Source organism: Vibrio sp. SCSIO 43153, from assembly GCF_023716625.1.
Classification (GTDB): Bacteria; Pseudomonadota; Gammaproteobacteria; order Enterobacterales; family Vibrionaceae; genus Vibrio; species Vibrio rotiferianus.
Genome location: NZ_CP071855.1, coordinates 1,194,404 through 1,212,792, shown reverse-complemented (window position 1 = coordinate 1,212,792; position 18,389 = coordinate 1,194,404). Strand labels below are relative to the sequence as shown.

Below are 18,389 nucleotides of genomic sequence, written 5' to 3'. Positions count from 1 at the left end.
CATCAAAGCAAAATACCCAACTAATAACTAAACTTTTGGGACACTAACCCTTGTTAGGGAGCAAGAGATGAGCGACAAAAACCATCACTCCAAATGCCCTGTTATGCACGGAGCGAACACTAACCAACAAGCCAGCGAGTTCAATTGGTGGCCGAAAAGCCTCAACCTCGACATTCTTCATCAGCACGATCATAAGACCGATCCAATGGGCGCGGACTTTAGCTACGCCGACGCATTTAACTCACTCGATTTCGAGGAAGTGAAAAAAGACCTGAAAGATCTGATGACCGACAGCCAAGACTGGTGGCCAGCAGACTGGGGGCATTACGGTGGCTTAATGATTCGTATGGCGTGGCACTCTGCAGGTACGTATCGAATTGCAGATGGTCGTGGTGGCGCAAGCCGAGGGAACCAGCGTTTTGCGCCACTCAACAGTTGGCCTGATAACGGCAACCTCGACAAAGCACGACGTTTACTGTGGCCAATCAAAAGAAAATACGGCAACAAGCTCTCTTGGGCAGACTTAATGATCCTTGCTGGCAACATGGCTTATGAATCGATGGGCTTTAAAACGTTCGGTTTTGCAGGCGGTCGTGAAGACATTTGGCACCCAGAAAAAGACATCTACTGGGGTGCAGAGAAAGAGTGGCTACAACCGAGCGGCGGCGAAAATAACCGTTACTCTGGCGAACGCGATCTTGAGAACCCACTCGCCGCGGTGATGATGGGCTTGATTTACGTGAACCCAGAAGGCGTCGATGGCAAACCAGACCCACTCAAAACCGCACACGACATGCGAGTCACCTTTGCGCGAATGGCAATGAACGATGAAGAAACTGTTGCGCTAACAGCTGGCGGCCATACCGTGGGTAAAGCTCATGGTAATGGCGATGCTTCGGTACTTGGGCCAGAGCCTGAAGGCGCAGAAATTGAAGACCAAGGTTTTGGCTGGCTCAATAAGACCTCTCGTGGCATAGGGCGTGATACTGTCACCAGTGGCGTTGAAGGTGCATGGACTACTAACCCGACGAAGTGGGATAACGGATACTTCCACTTGCTGTTCACCTACGATTGGGAAATCACCAAGAGCCCTGCAGGTGCCGCCCAATGGCAACCAGTAGACATCAAAGAAGAAGACATGCCAGTGGATGTGGAAGACGCTAACATCCGTCACAATCCGATGATGACCGATGCGGATATGGCACTCAAATATGACCCTGAATATCGCAAGATTGCGGAGCGCTTTCGTGACAATCCAAAAGAATTCGAAGACTGTTTTGCTCGCGCTTGGTTCAAACTAACACACCGCGATTTAGGCCCTAAGTCTCGTTACCTTGGCCCCGATGTGCCAGCGGAAGATTTGATTTGGCAAGATCCGGTTCCACCTGTCTCTTACTATCTATCTGAAGACAATATCGATGCACTGAAGATGGCGATTCTCAATAGCGAATTGAGCATTGCTGAGCTCGTTTCTACAGCATGGGACAGCGCACGTACTTACCGTGGCTCTGACCGTCGCGGCGGGGCAAATGGCGCTCGTATTCGTCTTGCCCCACAAAAAGACTGGGTAGGTAACGAACCTGAAAGATTGCAGAAAGTACTCAATGTGCTGGATTCGATTCGCACTACGCACCACTCACCTATCAGCATGGCCGATATGATTGTACTCGGTGGCAGCGTAGGTATTGAGAAGGCCGCCTCCAATGCTGGAATGGATATCTCAGTACCATTTAGCCAAGGCCGTGGAGATGCTACCGATGCAATAACCGACGCCGATTCGTTCGATGTACTCGAGCCAATCCATGATGGATTCCGTAACTGGCTAAAATCCGATTACGTGGTCACCGCGGAGGAACTTTTACTTGAAAGAAGTCAATTGATGCAGCTAACTGCGGTTGAGATGACAGTGCTTATCGGCGGCATGCGCGTACTGGGCACCAACTATGGCGGCACGAGCCAAGGCGTACTCACCAATAACGTCGGCGCGCTAACTAACGACTTCTTCGTCAACCTCACTGATATGAGTTACACCTGGCACCCAGTCGGTGCTAACGAATACGAAATCCGCGAGCGTGCTTCTGGCCAAACAAGATGGACAGCGTCACGTGTGGATTTGGTGTTTGGTTCGAACTCGGTGCTCCGCTCTTATGCCGAGGTTTACGCTCAAGACGACAACAAAGAGAAGTTCGTACATGATTTTGTTGCCGCGTGGGTGAAAGTGATGAACAACGACCGCTTCGACTTATAAAGAACGCTTTATCCTTCACCTTTCAAAAGAGCCGATGACCTCGGCTCTTATTTTCCATCCTAACTGCCACTGTTCCCTTTCTCCCCGACAGAACAATTGTAATACAATTAATATTATTCATTGGACAAAAATTTGCGTAATTAAAGCGAATATCTCAGTTATATTTGGTATCGACAAACTCATTATCTGAAACACTAAAAACCACCAAAAACCAAGATAAATCGAACCTACAGTCCAACCAACCTCTCACTTTTGCCCAAAAAAATCGATAAAACCTTATTCACTGCATTTTCCGATTGCAAAATCCAACTGAGGATTTAAGATGAGACCATATAATCATACAATACGATATTTGGAGTCTGATATGACAAAACCTGTCATTGGTTTCATCGGCCTTGGTCTGATGGGTGGAAACATGGTTGAGAACCTACAAAACCGTGGTTACGAATTAAACGTAATGGATTTGAATAAAGACGCTGTGGCAGCTTGTGTGGCTCGCGGTGCTAAAGCGGCAAACACACCTAAAGAACTTGCTGAAGCAAGTGACATCGTGATGCTATGTCTAACGACTTCTGAAGTTGTAGAAAAGATCGTTTACGGTGAAGAAGGTATTCTAGCGGGTATCAAAGAAGGCGCGACTCTGATCGACTTCGGTACTTCTATCCCAGCTTCAACTCGCAAGATCGGTGCAGACCTTGCAGCGAAAGGCGCTGGCATGATCGACGCGCCTCTAGGCCGTACACCTGCTCACGCAAAAGATGGTCTTTTGAACATCATGGCTGCAGGTGACATCGAAACATTCAACAAGGTGAAGCCTGTACTGGACGATCAAGGTGAAAACGTATTCCACCTTGGCGCGCTAGGTTCTGGTCATGTGACTAAGCTAGTAAACAACTTCATGGGCATGACAACAGTAGCAACCATGTCTCAGGCATTTGCTGTTGCTAAACGTGCTGGCGTTGATGGTCAACAACTATTCGACATCATGTCTGCAGGTCCATCAAACTCACCATTCATGCAGTTCTGTAAGTTCTACGCAGTAGACGGCGAAGAAAAGCTAGGTTTCTCAATCGCAAACGCAAACAAAGATCTAGGTTACTTCCTAGAAATGGTTAAAGACCTAGGTACTGAGTCTCTTATTGCTGAAGGTACTTCTAAGAGCCTACAAGCAGCAGTAGACCAAGGCCTTGGTCAAAACGACGTACCTGTGATCTTTGATTACTTCGCAGAATTAGAAGGTTAATACCTTAGTCAACCACACTTCCAAAGCCTTGCTAACCCCGTAGCAAGGCTTTTTATACCCTCTCTTAGCAGCCTAAACTCACAGTCTCCCCTCTTTGACATTCACATCACACATTTACACTGTATTTATATACATGGTTTTGTGTTTGTATATTATTCCGCGGTTATTTTCGTTATAGAGTTAAAGAATGACCGATTATCTTGAGGCTGGTATCAAATCATTAGTAGAAGAATTCCAAATTAACGGGAAGCCTTGCCCTTCACTACAAACCATCGCTGAACGACGTGCCGGCTATATTGGCAGTACTGTCTTAGCAGGTGAGAGCCCAACATTAGAGCGCGAGTTCTTAGATGTCATCAATGGCATTCAAATCAAAGTTTATAAGCCAGCGAGCGAGGTGAACTTACCTGTCACCATCTACTTCCACGGCGGTTGTTTCATCAGCGGAGGCTTTGAAACCCACGAAGTCCAGCTAAGACAAATCGCTGTCTTATCTCACACAATTGTGATCTGCATTAAATACAGACTTGCACCAGAACATACCTATCCAGCAGCACATGATGATGTGTATCAAGCTGTATTAGGAATTAAAGAACACGGGCACAAATATGGTGGCGATACCAATCATGTGGTTTTTGTTGGGGATAGTGCCGGGGCGCAATTGGCATTATCGACATCACTCAGGCTAAAAGAATCACAGCCTTGGCTACCAAATCAGCAAATCCTCATCTACCCAATGTTAGACCCTCAAGGCAGTTCACAAAGCTACATAGAAAATGGAACCGACTACATTATTACAGCGCGAATGCTTCTATCGGGTTTTGAACTTTATACTAACCACGACGCAGAAATCGCAGCTGAACCAGAACTTAATCTTTTGACTAATGACCTCAGTGGTCTACCTATGACAACCATTATTACCGCGGAATATGACCCGTTGCGTGATGAGGGAGAAGAACTTTATCGATCACTGTTGTCTCAAGGTGTAGACGCATACTGTGAGCGTTATCTAGGTGTTATTCATGGATTCTTCCAATTATCTGGAGTGAGTGGTTCGGCAATGCGCTGTATCGCCACAGTTTCAAAGCAGATCAAACATCAGTCCTGCCCCTCCTGAATAACTCATTGCAAGCCACTTGGAATGATGAAAAACCACTTATAACTCCTTTGATGGCAGCATAAAAAAATCCCACGGTATTGACCGTGGGATTTTTCATAGAGAGTTTGTTAATTGTGGTTAGCTTTTCGCATTAGCTAACTTTGGGCTTTTAGGCCCTCGTGCTGCGTTCACCAATAGAACACCCACAGAGAGAACCATCGCACCACACAAGATAAACAGTAGTCGACCTGTTGGCTCGTTTGGAATCAGGGCCATCGCTAGGATACCGAAGCCCGCTACGCTGATAAGCTTACCAAGCATGCCACGCTGTTTTGTATCTAGGTTCTGCTGCTCTTCACTGTCAGCCACAAGTGGCGTGTTCCAGTTCTCGAACAGTTGGTCTACTTCTTTCTCACGCTCAGGCGATAGACCTTTGTAGAAGCGCGTTGTCAGTAGGAAGAAACCACCGGTGAAGATAACGTGTGCCGCTAAGCTCAAACCAACTTTCAGGTCCGCCCACTCGCGTGCAGTAAACGCTTGCTCTAGACCGAATAGGCGCTCTACGTCTTCAGCTTGTAGTGAGATACCGAAGATGTAAGAAACAAAGCCACCAACAACCAGTGTTGCCCAACCAGCCCAATCCGGCGTCTTACGAATCCACATACCAAGCAGTACAGGAATCAACATTGGGAAACCTATCAATGCACCCACGTTCAGTACGATATCGAACAGGCTCAAATGACGTAGCGAGTTAATGAATAAACCAATACCAATGATGATGAAGCCCATCATAATAGTCGTTAATTTACTTACAATAACCAGCTCTTTTTGTGACGCTTGTGGACGTACAATCGGGCTGTAGAAGTTCATCACGAAGATACCCGCGTTACGGTTTAGTCCAGAGTCCATTGAAGACATGGTCGCCGCAAACATTGCTGACATCAGAAGACCCACCATACCCGCTGGCATTACGTTTTGTACGAATGCTAGGTAAGCTGCATCACCACCTACTGAGCCGTATTGCTCTGCGAAATCAGGCATAAATGCCGCAACGTACCAAGGTGGTAGGAACCAAATGATAGGACCGACAATCATCAGCACACATGCAAGACCTGCTGCTTTACGTGCATTTTCACTGTCTTTTGCACATAGGTAGCGGTAAGCGTTGATGCTGTTGTTCATTACACCGAACTGTTTAACAAAGATGAACACTACCCAAAGGATAAAGATACTGACGTAGTTCAGGTTGTTACCCAGCATGAAGTCGCCGTGGAAGTTCGACACGATGTTGCCAATACCGCCACCGTGGAAGTATGCCGCCACCGCACAAGTGATCGTCACTGCCATGATAACTAACATCTGCATAAAGTCAGATGCAACAACTGCCCAAGAGCCGCCCGTTACCGCCATTAGCATTAGCACTAAGCCTGTAACGATGATGGTCGCTTCCATAGGAATGTTGAAGACCGCAGCCACGAAAATCGCAAGACCATTCAACCAAATACCGGCCGAGATCAAGCTGTCTGGCATACCAGCCCAAGTGAAGAACTGCTCTGAAGTCTTACCAAAACGTTGACGAATTGCTTCAATCGCCGTCACTACACGTAGTTGGCGGAACTTTGGAGCAAAGTAGAGGTAGTTCATGAAGTAGCCAAATGCGTTGGCTAAGAATAGGATTACAACAACGAAACCGTCATTGAACGCGCGTCCTGCGGCACCTGTAAACGTCCATGCTGAAAATTGCGTCATGAAGGCGGTAGCACCTACCATCCACCATAACATCTTACCGCCCCCTCGGAAGTAGTCACTGGTTGAGGTAGTGAACTTACGGAACATCCAACCAATTGCAACTAAGAAGAAGAAGTAGGCAAGAACAACAAGAGTATCAATAGTCATTTTTTCAGCCTTTCAAGTTTGATCATTTTCTAACGCCTAGACTACTCTGTTCATTATTTTATTTGTACTACAATAAGCTTTAACTGTGATCTGGAACATAAGTTATTTCATTGAGAAACTGGCGAGAAATCCTTTGTTTTATTGGGCCATTGGCATTCTAAGTCAGAATATCCGCCACTCAACAAGCAATTATATTGTAATACAAATAATCTATTGCAAATTCATTAAAGTATGGAATATTTTTCTTCTTCACGCTTTGTCTGAAGATCAAAAATGCGTGGTATTTCTTTGAGGGAAACGTAATGAGATGTTTCGAAGGAATTGGATAGAAAGTGGGATTTAGATGAATGTAACAAGCAAGATCCCCGACTCGCGCCTTCGTCGCTCTCGAAAATGATGCAGGGAAAGTTCAGCGCTTTCCACTTCCAACTCTCAAACCTCATGCTTCACCTCTCAGCTTTTCCCCTACTCCTTCCCGTCATTTCCTAGAAGGAGGAACGACTGAGTAGGAAATCTCTTTTCACCAACAAGTACCGAATACCAAATACCAAGTCGTTACTTTGATGGGTCAAATCACTATTGAAGTTTCTTCTTTGGCTCTCTGAGATCCCCGACTCGCTCCTTCGTCGCTCTCGAGGATGACGCGAGGAAAATTCAGCGCTTTCCATTTCTACCTCTCCAATCTCGCTTCTTTCAAACTTTCAAACACAAAAAAAGCGAACCCAGAGGCTCGCTTTTCATTCTTTTCGCTAGTTTTATCGGGGTGTTACGACACTTATGCTACGTGAGCTACTGCGTCGCGAACCAGTGTACCCAGTTCATCCCACTTACCTTCATCGATAAGTTTTGTTGGAACCATCCAAGTACCGCCACATGCCAATACTGAAGGGATAGACAAGTACTCGTCTACGTTACCTAGGCTCACGCCACCTGTTGGCATGAATTTCACTGGGTAAACCGCCGTTAGTGCTTTAAGCATACCAACGCCGCCAGATGGCTCAGCAGGGAAGAACTTAAGTGTACGCAGACCCATTTCCATCGCTTGCTCAACAAGGCTTGGGTTGTTTACGCCAGGTACGATAGCCACACCTTTGTCTAGGCAGTATTGAACCGTGCGAGGGTTAAAGCCAGGGCTTACGATAAAGTCCACACCAGCTTCGATCGCTTGGTCAACTTGTTCGTTAGTTAGGATCGTACCTGCACCGATCAGCATTTCTGGGAACTCAGCGCGCATAGCACGAATCGCTTCTGCAGCACACTCTGTGCGGAACGTGATTTCTGCGCAAGGCATACCGTTTTCAACCAAAGTGCGGCCTAGAGGGATCGCATCTTCTGCTTTGTTGATGGCAATAACAGGAATTACTTTTAGGTTTGCTAATTGTTCGTTTAATGTCGTCATAAGAGTGTACTCGTCGTCGTTAACTTGAGTTCAATAAATCACTGCGGAGCGCCTATTACTCAACGCTCCGCAAAAGAATTACAAAGGAAGATCTGGCATCACTTCACGTGGAATGATGGCACCTTTATGTTGAATTACCGCGCCAGCCATACAGTGGCCAGAGTAAGCCGATTCCGCTGCATTGCCGCCAGTCAAACGCTTCGCCAAGAAGCCCGCACTGAAAGAATCACCAGCCGCTGTTGTATCAATCACGTTGTCGACTTTGTTTGGCGCCACGTATTGCGCTTCGCCATTCGCCACAACCAAGCAATCTTTGCTACCACGTTTGATGATGATTTCATCCACGCCCAGTGCAGAGGTTCTCTCGATGCACTGTTCTAGATGCTCGTCACCGTAAAGCATTTGCTCATCTTCAAATGTGAGCAGTGCGATATCTGTGTGCTTAAGGATCTTAAGGTACCAAGACATGGCATTCTCGCGGCTTTCCCACAATTTAGGACGGTAGTTGTTATCGAAAATAACCTTACCACCTTGTTCCTTGAAGCGCTCAAGGAAGCCAAACAGTTGCGTCTTACCTTCTTCAGTAAGGATCGCTAATGTAATACCGCTCAAGTAAACCGCATCGTACGAGTAAAGTTTGTCGACTAATTGCGGAGACTCATTTTGCTCGAATAGGAACTTAGCGGCCGCTTCGTTACGCCAGTAGTGGAAGTAACGTTCGCCAGTTTCATCGGTTTCGATGTAGTAGATACCTGGTTGCTTTTCTTTAACGGAAAGAACCAGACTAGTATCGATGCCCTCTTCTTGCCATGCTGATAGCATTTCTTGGCTAAAAGGATCGTTACCCAGAGCCGTTACATAGCTGGTTTTGATATCGTGAGCTTTGGTCAAACGAGATAAATACAGTGCGGTATTCAACGTATCACCACCGAATGACTGCTTTAGCTGACCTTCCTTTTTCTGTAGCTCAACCATACATTCGCCAATGACCGCGATGTTTAATGATTTCATGTTGTCACCTTAGCAACTGAGGTTGCGCTATAGATTATTTTAAGAAGTCTTCACGTGCTGGGTTGAAGATGTCTAGAAGAATGCTGTCTTGCTCTAGTGCAACCGCACCGTGCATCATGTGCTTACGAGCAAAGTATGCGTCGCCTTCTTTTAGTACTTTCTTCTCGCCTTCGATTTCCGCTTCAAAGCTGCCACGTACTACGTAACCAATTTGATCATGGATTTCGTGAGTATGTGGAGCACCAATCGCGCCTTTGTCGAAACATAGGTGAACCGCCATTAGGTCATCTGTGTAAGCAACAATTTTACGTTTGATACCGCCGCCTAGCTCTTCCCACGGGTTCTCATCTAATACAAAGAAAGAATTCATCGTCATACTCCTAAAAAGTCTCTATTAAAGCGAACCCTACGGCACTTCATTCTTAACCATGCTTTTATTAAAAGGTTCTTTAAAAAAGCGTCGTATTGATAAAAGTGAAACGCGAAGCGAAAGGGTCTGCTGTCGAATTGGTAACGAGCATATCCGATCTATTTTAATTGTCATACAATATATCTAAAAATATGTGATATTCATCAAACGGTGCTCGCTAAAGCATTCCACTTAACGATTGATAACGTCGAAACATCAGCCACAACAAGGATTACCACAACAATACAAATCAATAGGTTAGCTAAATTCACGTGATTTCACTCTCCCTTTTTGCCACAAAAACTACACTCAAACTTAATATTGTATTACTTTATAGAAAGTTTAAGAAAACAACACACTTCATCTGAGGGTGGTAAAGAAATGACTACACAACCGATTTTGTTGACTGAAGCAGAAGTCGAACTACTAAGAAAGGAAGTCGGAAAGCTGAGCTTAATGGGCAAATCCATTGAAGCGAATCGCAAGGAACTTGAAGCCTTTATGCGTCTGCCTCTAGACGTACCAGGTCACGGCGAAGCGGGTGGCTACGAGCACAACCGCCACAAACAAAACTATACCTACATGAACTTAGCGGGTCGTTTGTTCTTGATCACTCAAGAAGAAAAGTACGCGCAGTTCGTTAAAGATCTTCTCGCTATTTACGCAGAGAAGTACCTAACTTTTGATTTCCACGTACAGAAAAACACTAACCCTACAGGTCGTCTTTTCCACCAGATCCTTAATGAACACTGTTGGTTAATGTTTACTAGTCTTGCTTACTCTTGCGTGGCATCAGTGATGACAGAAGAAGAGCGCACAGCGGTTGTTGAGCGCATTTTCGAACCAATGCTAGACATGTTCACAGTGAAATACGCGCACGATTTCGACCGTATTCACAACCACGGTATCTGGGCAGTTGCGGCTGTTGGTATTTGTGGCCTAGCCATTGGCAAACCTGAATATCTAGAGATGTCGGTATACGGTCAAGACCGTGATGATACTGGCGGCTTCCTAGCGCAAATCTCGCAACTGTTCGCCCCTTCTGGTTACTACATGGAAGGCCCTTACTACCATCGTTATGCAATTCGTCCAACTTGTGTATTTGCAGAAGTAGTACACCGCCACATGCCTGAAGTAGACATCTACAACTACAAAGACAAAGTGATTGGCAACACAGTACAAGCGATGCTGGCAACGGCTTACCCGAATGGTGAATTCCCTGCCCTAAACGACGCATCTCGTACCATGAGCATTACCGACATGGGTGTTCAAGTTGCAGTAAGCGTTTACAGCAAACACTACGGTATGGATGACAACATCCTAGGCATGGCGAAGATTCAAAACGCCGTTTGGATGCACCCATGTGGTCTTGAGCTTTCTCAAGCTTACGATAAAGCCATCGCTGACCGTGAAATCGGCATGCCTTTCTGGCCAAGTGTGGAACTAAACGAAGGCCCAACTGGTAACAACGGTGCACAAGGCTTTATCCGTATGCAGGATAAAACCGGTGATGTGTCACAGCTTGTGATGAACTACGGTCAACACGGCATGGGACATGGTAACTTCGATACGCTTGGCATTACCTTCTTCAATCGTGGTCAAGAAGTGCTGCGTGAATACGGCTTCTGTCGCTGGGTAAACGTTGAGCCTAAATTCGGCGGTCGTTACCTAGACGAGAACAAATCGTACGCACGTCAAACCATCGCGCATAACGCGGTAACGATTGATGAGCAATGTCAGAATGGTTTCGATGTAGACCGCGCTGATTCAGTACACGGTTTGCCTCACTTCTTCAAAGTAGAAGGCACTGAAATCAACGGTATGAGCGCGTTTGCGAACGACCATTACCCGAACACAGACATGCAGCGCAGTGTGTTCATGCTTAACCTCGATGAGCTTGAAGCACCGCTATTGCTAGACCTTTACCGCATCGAAGGTGAAGGCGAACATCAGTACGACTACTCTCATCAATACGATGGTCAAATCGTACGTACTAACTTCGATTACCAAAGCTTTGGTGAACTGAACACGCTTGGCGATGACTTCGGTTACCAACACCTTTGGAAAGTAGCAAGCGGCAAAGTGCAAGATACGGCGCTGGTTAGCTGGCTACAAAACAACACCTACTACACTTGGTTAGGCACAAGCAGCAGCGCGAAACAGAACGGCGATAATGAAGTGATCTTCACTCGCACTGGCGCCAATGACCCAAGCTTTAACCTACGTAGCGAACCAGCATTCATTCTGCGCAGCAAGGGCGAATCGACACTATTTGCTTCTGTGCTAGAAACACACGGCTACTTCAACGAAGAGTTTGAGCAGTCTGTGAATGCACGTGGTCAGGTGAAAGATATCCGCGTCGTGGGTTACAACGCCGTTGGCAGCATCATAGAAATCACGACTGAAAAATCACTGGTTACTGTGATGATCAGCAATGTGCTAGGCGCTGACGACCAAACCCCACACCAAGTAGAATTAAACGGTAAAACCTACAGCTGGAATGGCTTCTACTCTCTAGAAGTAAACGCATTCGGGCAGGAGAAATAATAATGAGCTACCAAACCCAGTCTTACCAACCGCTATTAATGAACTTTGAAGAAGCGGCAGAACTAAGCAAAGCACTTGGCACGGATAGCCTATTAGGAAATGCACTAGCACGTGACATCAAACAAACTGACGCTTACATGGCTGAGGTCGGCATTGAAGTTCCAGGTCACGGCGAAGGCGGCGGTTACGAGCACAACCGCCACAAGCAAAACTACATCCACATTGATCTAGCGGGTCGCCTATTCCTTATCACTGGCGAACAAAAATACCGCGATTACATCGTGGACATGCTAACAGCTTACGCGAAGGTATACCCGACGCTAGAGAGCAACACCAGCCGTGACTCTAACCCTCCGGGTAAGATCTTCCACCAAACTCTGAATGAGAACATGTGGATGCTATACGCGTCTTGTGCGTACAGCTGCATTTACCACACATTGGAAGAAGAGCAAAAAACACTGATTGAAAACGACCTGTTCAAACAAATGATTGAGCTGTTCGTAGTTACTTACGGTCACGACTTCGACATCGTACACAACCACGGTCTGTGGGCAGTAGCAGCTGTAGGTATCTGTGGTTACGCAATTAACGATCAAGATGCAGTAGACAAAGCGCTTTACGGCTTGAAACTGGACAAAGTGAGCGGCGGCTTCCTAGCTCAGTTAGACCAACTGTTCTCGCCAGACGGCTACTACATGGAAGGTCCTTACTACCACCGTTTCTCGCTGCGTCCAATCTACCTATTTGCAGAAGCGATTGAGCGTCGTCAGCCTGAGCTTGGTATTTACGAGTTCAACGACTCGGTAATCAAGACCACGTCTTACGCAGTATTTAAGACGGCATTCCCAGATGGTACTTTGCCTGCACTGAACGATTCATCGAAGACGATTTCGATCAACGATGAAGGCGTAATCATGGCTACGTCAGTATGTTTCCATCGTTACGAGCAATCTGAAACGCTACTTGGCATGGCAGACCACCAGCAAGACGTTTGGGTTCATATCTCAGGTAAAACATTGTCTGACGCGGTTGCAGCAACAGACAACATCAAGCCATTCAACTGGGGTAGCCTATTCGTAACTGACGGTCCAGAGGGCGAAAAAGGCGGCGTAAGCATTCTTCGTCACCGTGACGAGCAAGACGACGACACAATGGCGCTTATCTGGTTTGGTCAGCACGGCAGCGATCACCAGTATCACTCTGCGCTAGACCACGGTCACTACGATGGTCTGCACCTGAGCGTATTTAACCGCGGTCATGAAGTGCTGCACGATTACGGCTTTGGTCGCTGGGTAAACGTTGAGCCTAAGTTTGGCGGTCGTTACATTCCAGAGAACAAGTCTTACTGTAAGCAGACTGTCGCGCACAACACAGTAACGGTTGACCAAAAGACACAAAACAACTTCGACACAGCGCTAGCAGAAACCAAGTTCGGTTCTAAGCACTTCTTCAAAGCTGATGACGAAAAACTGCAAGGCATGAGCGGTCGTATCTCTGGTTACTACAACGGTGTAGACATGCAGCGCAGCATCATTCTTGCTGAGTTGCCAGAATTCGAAAAACCACTTGTGATTGATGTTTACCGCATCGAAGCAGACCAAGAGCACCAATACGACCTGCCAGTGCACTACTCTGGTCAAATCATTCGTACGGATTTTGAATACGATGTAGAAAGCACGCTGCGCCCAATGGGCGAAGACAACGGCTACCAACACCTATGGAATGTAGGCTCAGGCCAAGTTCAAGGCAGCTCGCTTGTAAGCTGGTTGCACGACAACAGCTACTACTCACTAATCACAAGCGCAACAAACGGCGGCAAAGTGTTCTTCACTCGCACTGGTGCAAATGATCCAGACTTCAACTTGAAGAGCGAACCAGCACTGATCTTACGTCAATCTGGTCAGAACCACGTGTTTGCCTCTGTGCTAGAGACACACGGTTACTTCAACGAGTCTATCGAAGCATCAGTTGGCGCTCGTGGCCTAGTAGAGTCAGTAACCGTCGTTGGCAACAACGAAGTGGGTACCGTGATTCGTCTGCAAACTACCACAGGCAACGCTTACCACTTCGCTATCTGCAACCTAGAAGAAGACAAGCAAAACGCGGCACATCGCGTTGAGTTCGACGGTGTGACTTACACTTGGGAAGGCGCATTCGCACAAATTTAATCTTTAGCTAGTCACTAAAAATTAATGTAAAAATCGGGAACTAATTCAAAGCCGGACATCATGTTCGGCTTTTTTTATAAACGATATGGGAGAATGAAAGGAGTACTCCTTATTCAAGAACGAGCGCTTAACTCCACACGTTCCAAATTCGCATCAATGCTCTGGTCGCCTTTCAACCTTTCCCAAAGTTGGCCTAACAAATCCAAGCTACGCTCACTTGGGTAGCGTTGTGTTGATTCCAACAACTGCCAATCGCCATCTTTGCCCTTCTCCGCAAAGATAAATTCAAAGGAAAGGTTGTTCGACATTCCCAAACGCAAGTCAGACACAATCAGTGCATCATCTTCTACTCGATAGTTCAGATAGTCATGAGAGAAAGCCTTAAGCCCTTTCAAAGTCTCCGGCTTATCTGCCAAAGGCCAACTGCCTAGCGGGTGCGAGACAAAATCAATACGCTCATCGCTATCGAGTACCGATGCCAAGCCTTCGTAATATTGACCATCATCCATCACCACCACTCGCCACAGGAAGGTATTAAACGGTGTTGGCGTGATCAGAACTTGTTGATTCGGTAAGTTCTGCGCCGCTAAGTTTTGCTCCACGCGAGATGCGATCATTTTCTGCGATGCGTAACCCCAACCGAGATAAAGCGTAGAGATGAGCACTACACTCTGACACCAACGTCCGCCGCGGGTTTTAGAAAACAGTGCAACGCCAATAGCGAGCAACAAAGGCAGAGTGTAAAGCGGATCGATAATGAACACGTTCCGCAGCTCAAAATAGCCCTCAAATGGCCAAATCAACTGCGTGCCATACGTTGTCATCGCATCCAGCAAAGTGTGAGTAACGAACACACTCACGGTTAAAAAGAACACACGAGAAAGCGTCCAAAACGTATCTGGTCGCCAACGGCAGTAAAGCCAAGAAATTAGCAAAGCAAAAGGAGGTAACACCAAGAGAGAATGCGTAAAGCCGCGATGCTTGATTGTGTTTTGTACTGCGTCGCCATAATCCAGAATCACATCCAGATCCGGCAAAGTGCCGAGCGCAGCACCCATCAGTAATACCTTCGCATTACAGCGCTTCCCAGCAATCGCACCGGCGACGGTCGCGCCTAATGCAGCTTGTGTGATTGAATCCATATCCTGCTATCTATACCCATTCATGACAAAGATTGATTGAATCGAAAACTAAAACGCATTTCCATAAGTGTCAAACCACTCACTAACTTTGACTCTCTTATTTACTTACTTTTACACATTGAGTGTCGATCAAATGTCTTGGATACTTTGAGGACAAGTTACTTAAAAACGGCAGTCTCTGGGCGGGATATTTTCTTGATCAATGCTTCACGTCTGAGCTCTAAAATCTCATCAATCAGTTTCTCTTTTGCATTGATACCAAAGTGCTGATCGTAGTTTTTCACTTTTTCGATTTCGTGTGGGTGTAAACGATACACTTCTTCTTTCAAGCGGGCTTCAGCTTCGCTTTTAATAAAGCCTTGGTTTTGGAGCAACTTAATGATCACTTCATCGGCTGCGTTTACTACTCTTGCCATGGTTCTCCAATCGACTGGTTACGTTGTTCGCCATTTAAGCCGTTCAACTTATGGTCCAAACATGACAAGAGGATTGCACGCATAGCAAAAAGCCGGACTCTAATGTCCGGCTTTGGTTTCATGAGGGTTTGATTTTGATACGGCGAGTTAGTAGAAGTAAACCAATATCTCTACCTCATCCCCTTGCTGATCAGCATTCAATGAGAAGTGCACATAGCCTTCTTCTCTCACTGGAATTTGCAGGTATTCATTGCTACCCCAATAGTTTGATGCGTATTCGTGCTGCCCTACTGTTGGCCAATAAGCTTTGCTCGCATACAGATCAACGTTGCCATTGTCTGCGTTACCGTTTTTGTCGGTTAGCCATACTCGCACCTCTTGTACGCCTTGCGGAACATAAACCGCTGCGTAACGCTGTTGGTGCACCGTTAAGGTTTGCGCTTGGCCAGATTCCAATACCACTGGGGTTAAGTCATCTTGCTCTTGTGCTGGCGGTGTTGGGGTTTCAGTCACTAATGACGACTGTAGCGTCACATCATTAAAGTCAGAACGGCCCGCAATGCTGATGTAGTAACGACCCGGCTTAATGTAACCCGATTGCTCCGGCTCAAACGTCACTAACTCGTTGCTGCCATCGCTATATTGGCTGAACTCGAAGTCATAGTAATGAGCTTCTTTCTCAAAGCTCATGTACAAATCGGCATCGCCTTGGCTATTGCCATGAATCGCCACGTCAAAGTGAGTAGTGTTCTCTGGCACATCCACATAGAACAGTTGCTCGCTGTATGCTGCGCCACTGAGCACCACACTTTGATTTGCTGCAAGCTGCGTTACTTGATCAGAAGGTTCTGTCGGTTCACCCGGATTTGGATCTGGATTTGGATCGGGCTGCTGAGGTTCACTAGAGACAGAATCTAACCAACGGTCAAACTCGCCATTGTATTGCTCACCCAATAATTGAACCTGTTTTGCCCACTCAGCAAACTGACCAGAACGAGAAAGCGCCAGTAAGCTATCTACCTCTTGCGGATGCTCTTCCAACATAAAGCGAACTGCTAAGTAGCCCCAACGATAAACTCGATTGGTATCGTGAGAGTAAGTGGTCGCCAACACGTCCGATAGGCTCATCTTACCGTCAGCAATCAGCCAAATCGCCGCATCGTAACCTTGCTTGTAATGCATGTACTCAGCAAAGCCCTCTAGCCACCAAACAATGTAACCATGTGCCAAGTTATCGCTGAATGAGCCATATTGGTTGAATCGCGCATCTAGGTAATGGGTGTATTCATGCTCTAGATTGAGAATAGAAAGCGCCTCACCATTGTCGTAACGGTAAGCGACAAAGCGCGCCACGTTGCCTGCTTGTGCTGGATTACCCTCAAGGTACTGACCGCCGTTATCCGTCGTGTTACCAAACAAGAAAGACGAGTAATCCACGTAGCTACCGTTGTTCGCAAACACAGCTACTTCTACTCGTTCGTTGTTGTCGTCCGCAACAGGTTGATGCCCTGTGTTCGCCACTTGGTGGAAATCGGCCTCTTTTGCGGCTAAAACTTCACAAGCTTCAATAGATTGGGCTTGGGTTAAATCTTGAGAACGGATGATGGCCGGACCATCACACTCATGACGATTCGGTAGCACGCGAGCCGCCAAATCACGCTTCGCTTGATCTAAATCCAGACCATTTAAACCCTCTGGCGCGAAGTAGCTCATCATCTCGACTGCGGCTAGCCAAAGTTTATCGTGTTCACTACCAAGCGGTTTTTGCTCCATCACTTGTTGCATCACACGCAGCGCTTTCTCTTTAGTCGCTTGGTTTGGGCTGGCGAGTAAACGTCCAGTTTCGCGAACAGCGTTGTAAACCAAGAAGCTCGCATCCGTATCCAATGCCCAAGCATTATCACGAGCAAACGCCGCCAACGTATCAATGTGTTGCGTATGGCTTGCCATGTATTGGTAAAAATCATCTCGCGAAGCATGGCCAGCCATCGCACGGAAAAGGTTATTCAACCCATCGACCCACTGTGTGTCTTGCGCCGTTTCGCGATTGAAGTGACGCAGTGCCGCAAGTTGTGCTTCCATCGTCAAAGGAAGTTGCTTCACATTGTCGACCATCAACGTCAGGCTTTTCATCGCCCCTACTTGCTCGCGTCCTTGGTCTAGCGCGTGTGGATTCGCTAAGAACGCATTAATCGACTGAGCAAAACGTTGCCCTAGTGCCTGAGAAAAGTCCGGCTGTTGCGCGTTGTAACGAACGTAATAAGCCGCACGGACAAACTCACCAAGGTTCTCGAGTTTGCGCGCTTGTTCTGCCTCACCTCGGTAACTTGCAATGGCCTGGTTTAACGCGATTTGAATACGGCTTAAGCTCGCTTCACTGTAGATATCGTTCAGCGAATCAGCAGGTGCAGAGAACCAAGCACCATAGCAATGATGAGTCGCTTCAGAAACGGCTAAAGCAAGATCTGGCGCCTGTTGAAGATCAGGAATATCACACTGTTCTTGAGCGAATGAGAAACTGGAAACACTGGCAAGCATACAAGCTAGAGCCAAGCGATGACGTGGGAATAGTTGGGTATGAGACATAACAACACTCATTAATTAGTTATATGTTTGGGGCTGCTGTTATATTCCTTACAATAAATAATGAGAATCAGGTTGCATAATATTTATGAAGCTAGTTCAGAAATTATCTATTTACACGCACTTTATAAATCAACACTCAATTTCGCAGGTCACCTCTTTCCTAAAATTACACAACTGATTGAAATATCAAAGATAAAGTCAGTTAAACAAAAAGAGAAAAGCCAG

Annotated in this window: 12 protein-coding genes; 5 read left to right on the top strand and 7 right to left on the bottom strand. The window is 46.6% G+C overall.

The window, feature by feature from the left end; all coding sequences use genetic code 11:
* Positions 1 to 67: 67 nt before the first annotated feature.
* The 3 genes from katG (at position 68) to J4N37_RS05525 (ending at position 4,608) form a co-directional block, all read left to right on the top strand.
* Positions 68 to 2,248 (top strand): catalase/peroxidase HPI, encoded by a 2,181-nt coding sequence (gene katG / locus J4N37_RS05535; RefSeq protein WP_252041857.1) that lies wholly within the window; start codon positions 68 to 70, stop codon positions 2,246 to 2,248.
* Positions 2,249 to 2,612: 364 nt separating this feature from the next.
* On the top strand, positions 2,613 to 3,491 hold the full coding sequence (locus J4N37_RS05530; RefSeq protein WP_045387984.1) for an NAD(P)-dependent oxidoreductase: 879 nt from the start codon (positions 2,613 to 2,615) through the stop codon (positions 3,489 to 3,491).
* A 187-nt stretch (positions 3,492 to 3,678) separates the two neighbouring features.
* Positions 3,679 to 4,608: an alpha/beta hydrolase gene (locus J4N37_RS05525; protein ID WP_045387987.1), complete on the top strand. Its 930-nt coding sequence runs from the start codon at positions 3,679 to 3,681 to the stop codon at positions 4,606 to 4,608.
* A 120-nt stretch (positions 4,609 to 4,728) separates the two neighbouring features.
* Here the strand turns inward: J4N37_RS05525 and J4N37_RS05520 are convergent, their stop codons facing one another.
* The 4 genes from J4N37_RS05520 to J4N37_RS05505 form a co-directional block, all read right to left on the bottom strand.
* Positions 4,729 to 6,486 carry a sodium:solute symporter family transporter gene (locus tag J4N37_RS05520; RefSeq protein WP_045387990.1) on the bottom strand — a complete coding sequence of 586 codons (1,758 nt, stop codon included), beginning with the start codon at positions 6,484 to 6,486 and terminating at the stop codon, positions 4,729 to 4,731.
* Between the two features lie 775 nt (positions 6,487 to 7,261).
* Positions 7,262 to 7,885: a bifunctional 4-hydroxy-2-oxoglutarate aldolase/2-dehydro-3-deoxy-phosphogluconate aldolase gene (locus J4N37_RS05515; protein WP_005388506.1), complete on the bottom strand. Its 624-nt coding sequence runs from the start codon at positions 7,883 to 7,885 to the stop codon at positions 7,262 to 7,264.
* Between the two features lie 78 nt (positions 7,886 to 7,963).
* Positions 7,964 to 8,896, bottom strand: coding sequence for a 2-dehydro-3-deoxygluconokinase (gene kdgK / locus J4N37_RS05510; protein WP_252041855.1), 933 nt, complete (start codon positions 8,894 to 8,896; stop codon positions 7,964 to 7,966).
* Positions 8,897 to 8,930: 34 nt separating this feature from the next.
* Positions 8,931 to 9,266: a cupin domain-containing protein gene (locus J4N37_RS05505; RefSeq protein WP_005450851.1), complete on the bottom strand. Its 336-nt coding sequence runs from the start codon at positions 9,264 to 9,266 to the stop codon at positions 8,931 to 8,933.
* A gap of 420 nt (positions 9,267 to 9,686) precedes the next feature.
* Between J4N37_RS05505 and J4N37_RS05500 the strand changes: the two genes are divergently transcribed.
* Positions 9,687 to 11,852 (top strand): heparinase II/III domain-containing protein, encoded by a 2,166-nt coding sequence (locus J4N37_RS05500; protein WP_252041854.1) that lies wholly within the window; start codon positions 9,687 to 9,689, stop codon positions 11,850 to 11,852.
* A 2-nt stretch (positions 11,853 to 11,854) separates the two neighbouring features.
* Positions 11,855 to 14,020 carry a heparinase II/III domain-containing protein gene (locus tag J4N37_RS05495; RefSeq protein ID WP_252041853.1) on the top strand — a complete coding sequence of 722 codons (2,166 nt, stop codon included), beginning with the start codon at positions 11,855 to 11,857 and terminating at the stop codon, positions 14,018 to 14,020.
* Between the two features lie 113 nt (positions 14,021 to 14,133).
* Here the strand turns inward: J4N37_RS05495 and J4N37_RS05490 are convergent, their stop codons facing one another.
* From J4N37_RS05490 to J4N37_RS05480, 3 genes are all read right to left on the bottom strand, one after another.
* The gene (locus tag J4N37_RS05490; protein ID WP_252041852.1) at positions 14,134 to 15,162 is read right to left on the bottom strand and encodes a metal-dependent hydrolase; all 1,029 of its coding nucleotides are present in this window, start codon (positions 15,160 to 15,162) and stop codon (positions 14,134 to 14,136) included.
* 158 nt (positions 15,163 to 15,320) lie between these two features.
* A complete protein-coding gene (locus tag J4N37_RS05485; protein ID WP_005437145.1) occupies positions 15,321 to 15,578 on the bottom strand; it encodes a hypothetical protein in 258 nt (85 codons plus the stop codon).
* 147 nt (positions 15,579 to 15,725) lie between these two features.
* Complete coding sequence (locus J4N37_RS05480) at positions 15,726 to 18,164, bottom strand: M9 family metallopeptidase (protein ID WP_252041851.1); 2,439 nt, start codon at positions 18,162 to 18,164, stop codon at positions 15,726 to 15,728.
* Positions 18,165 to 18,389 lie beyond the last annotated feature (225 nt).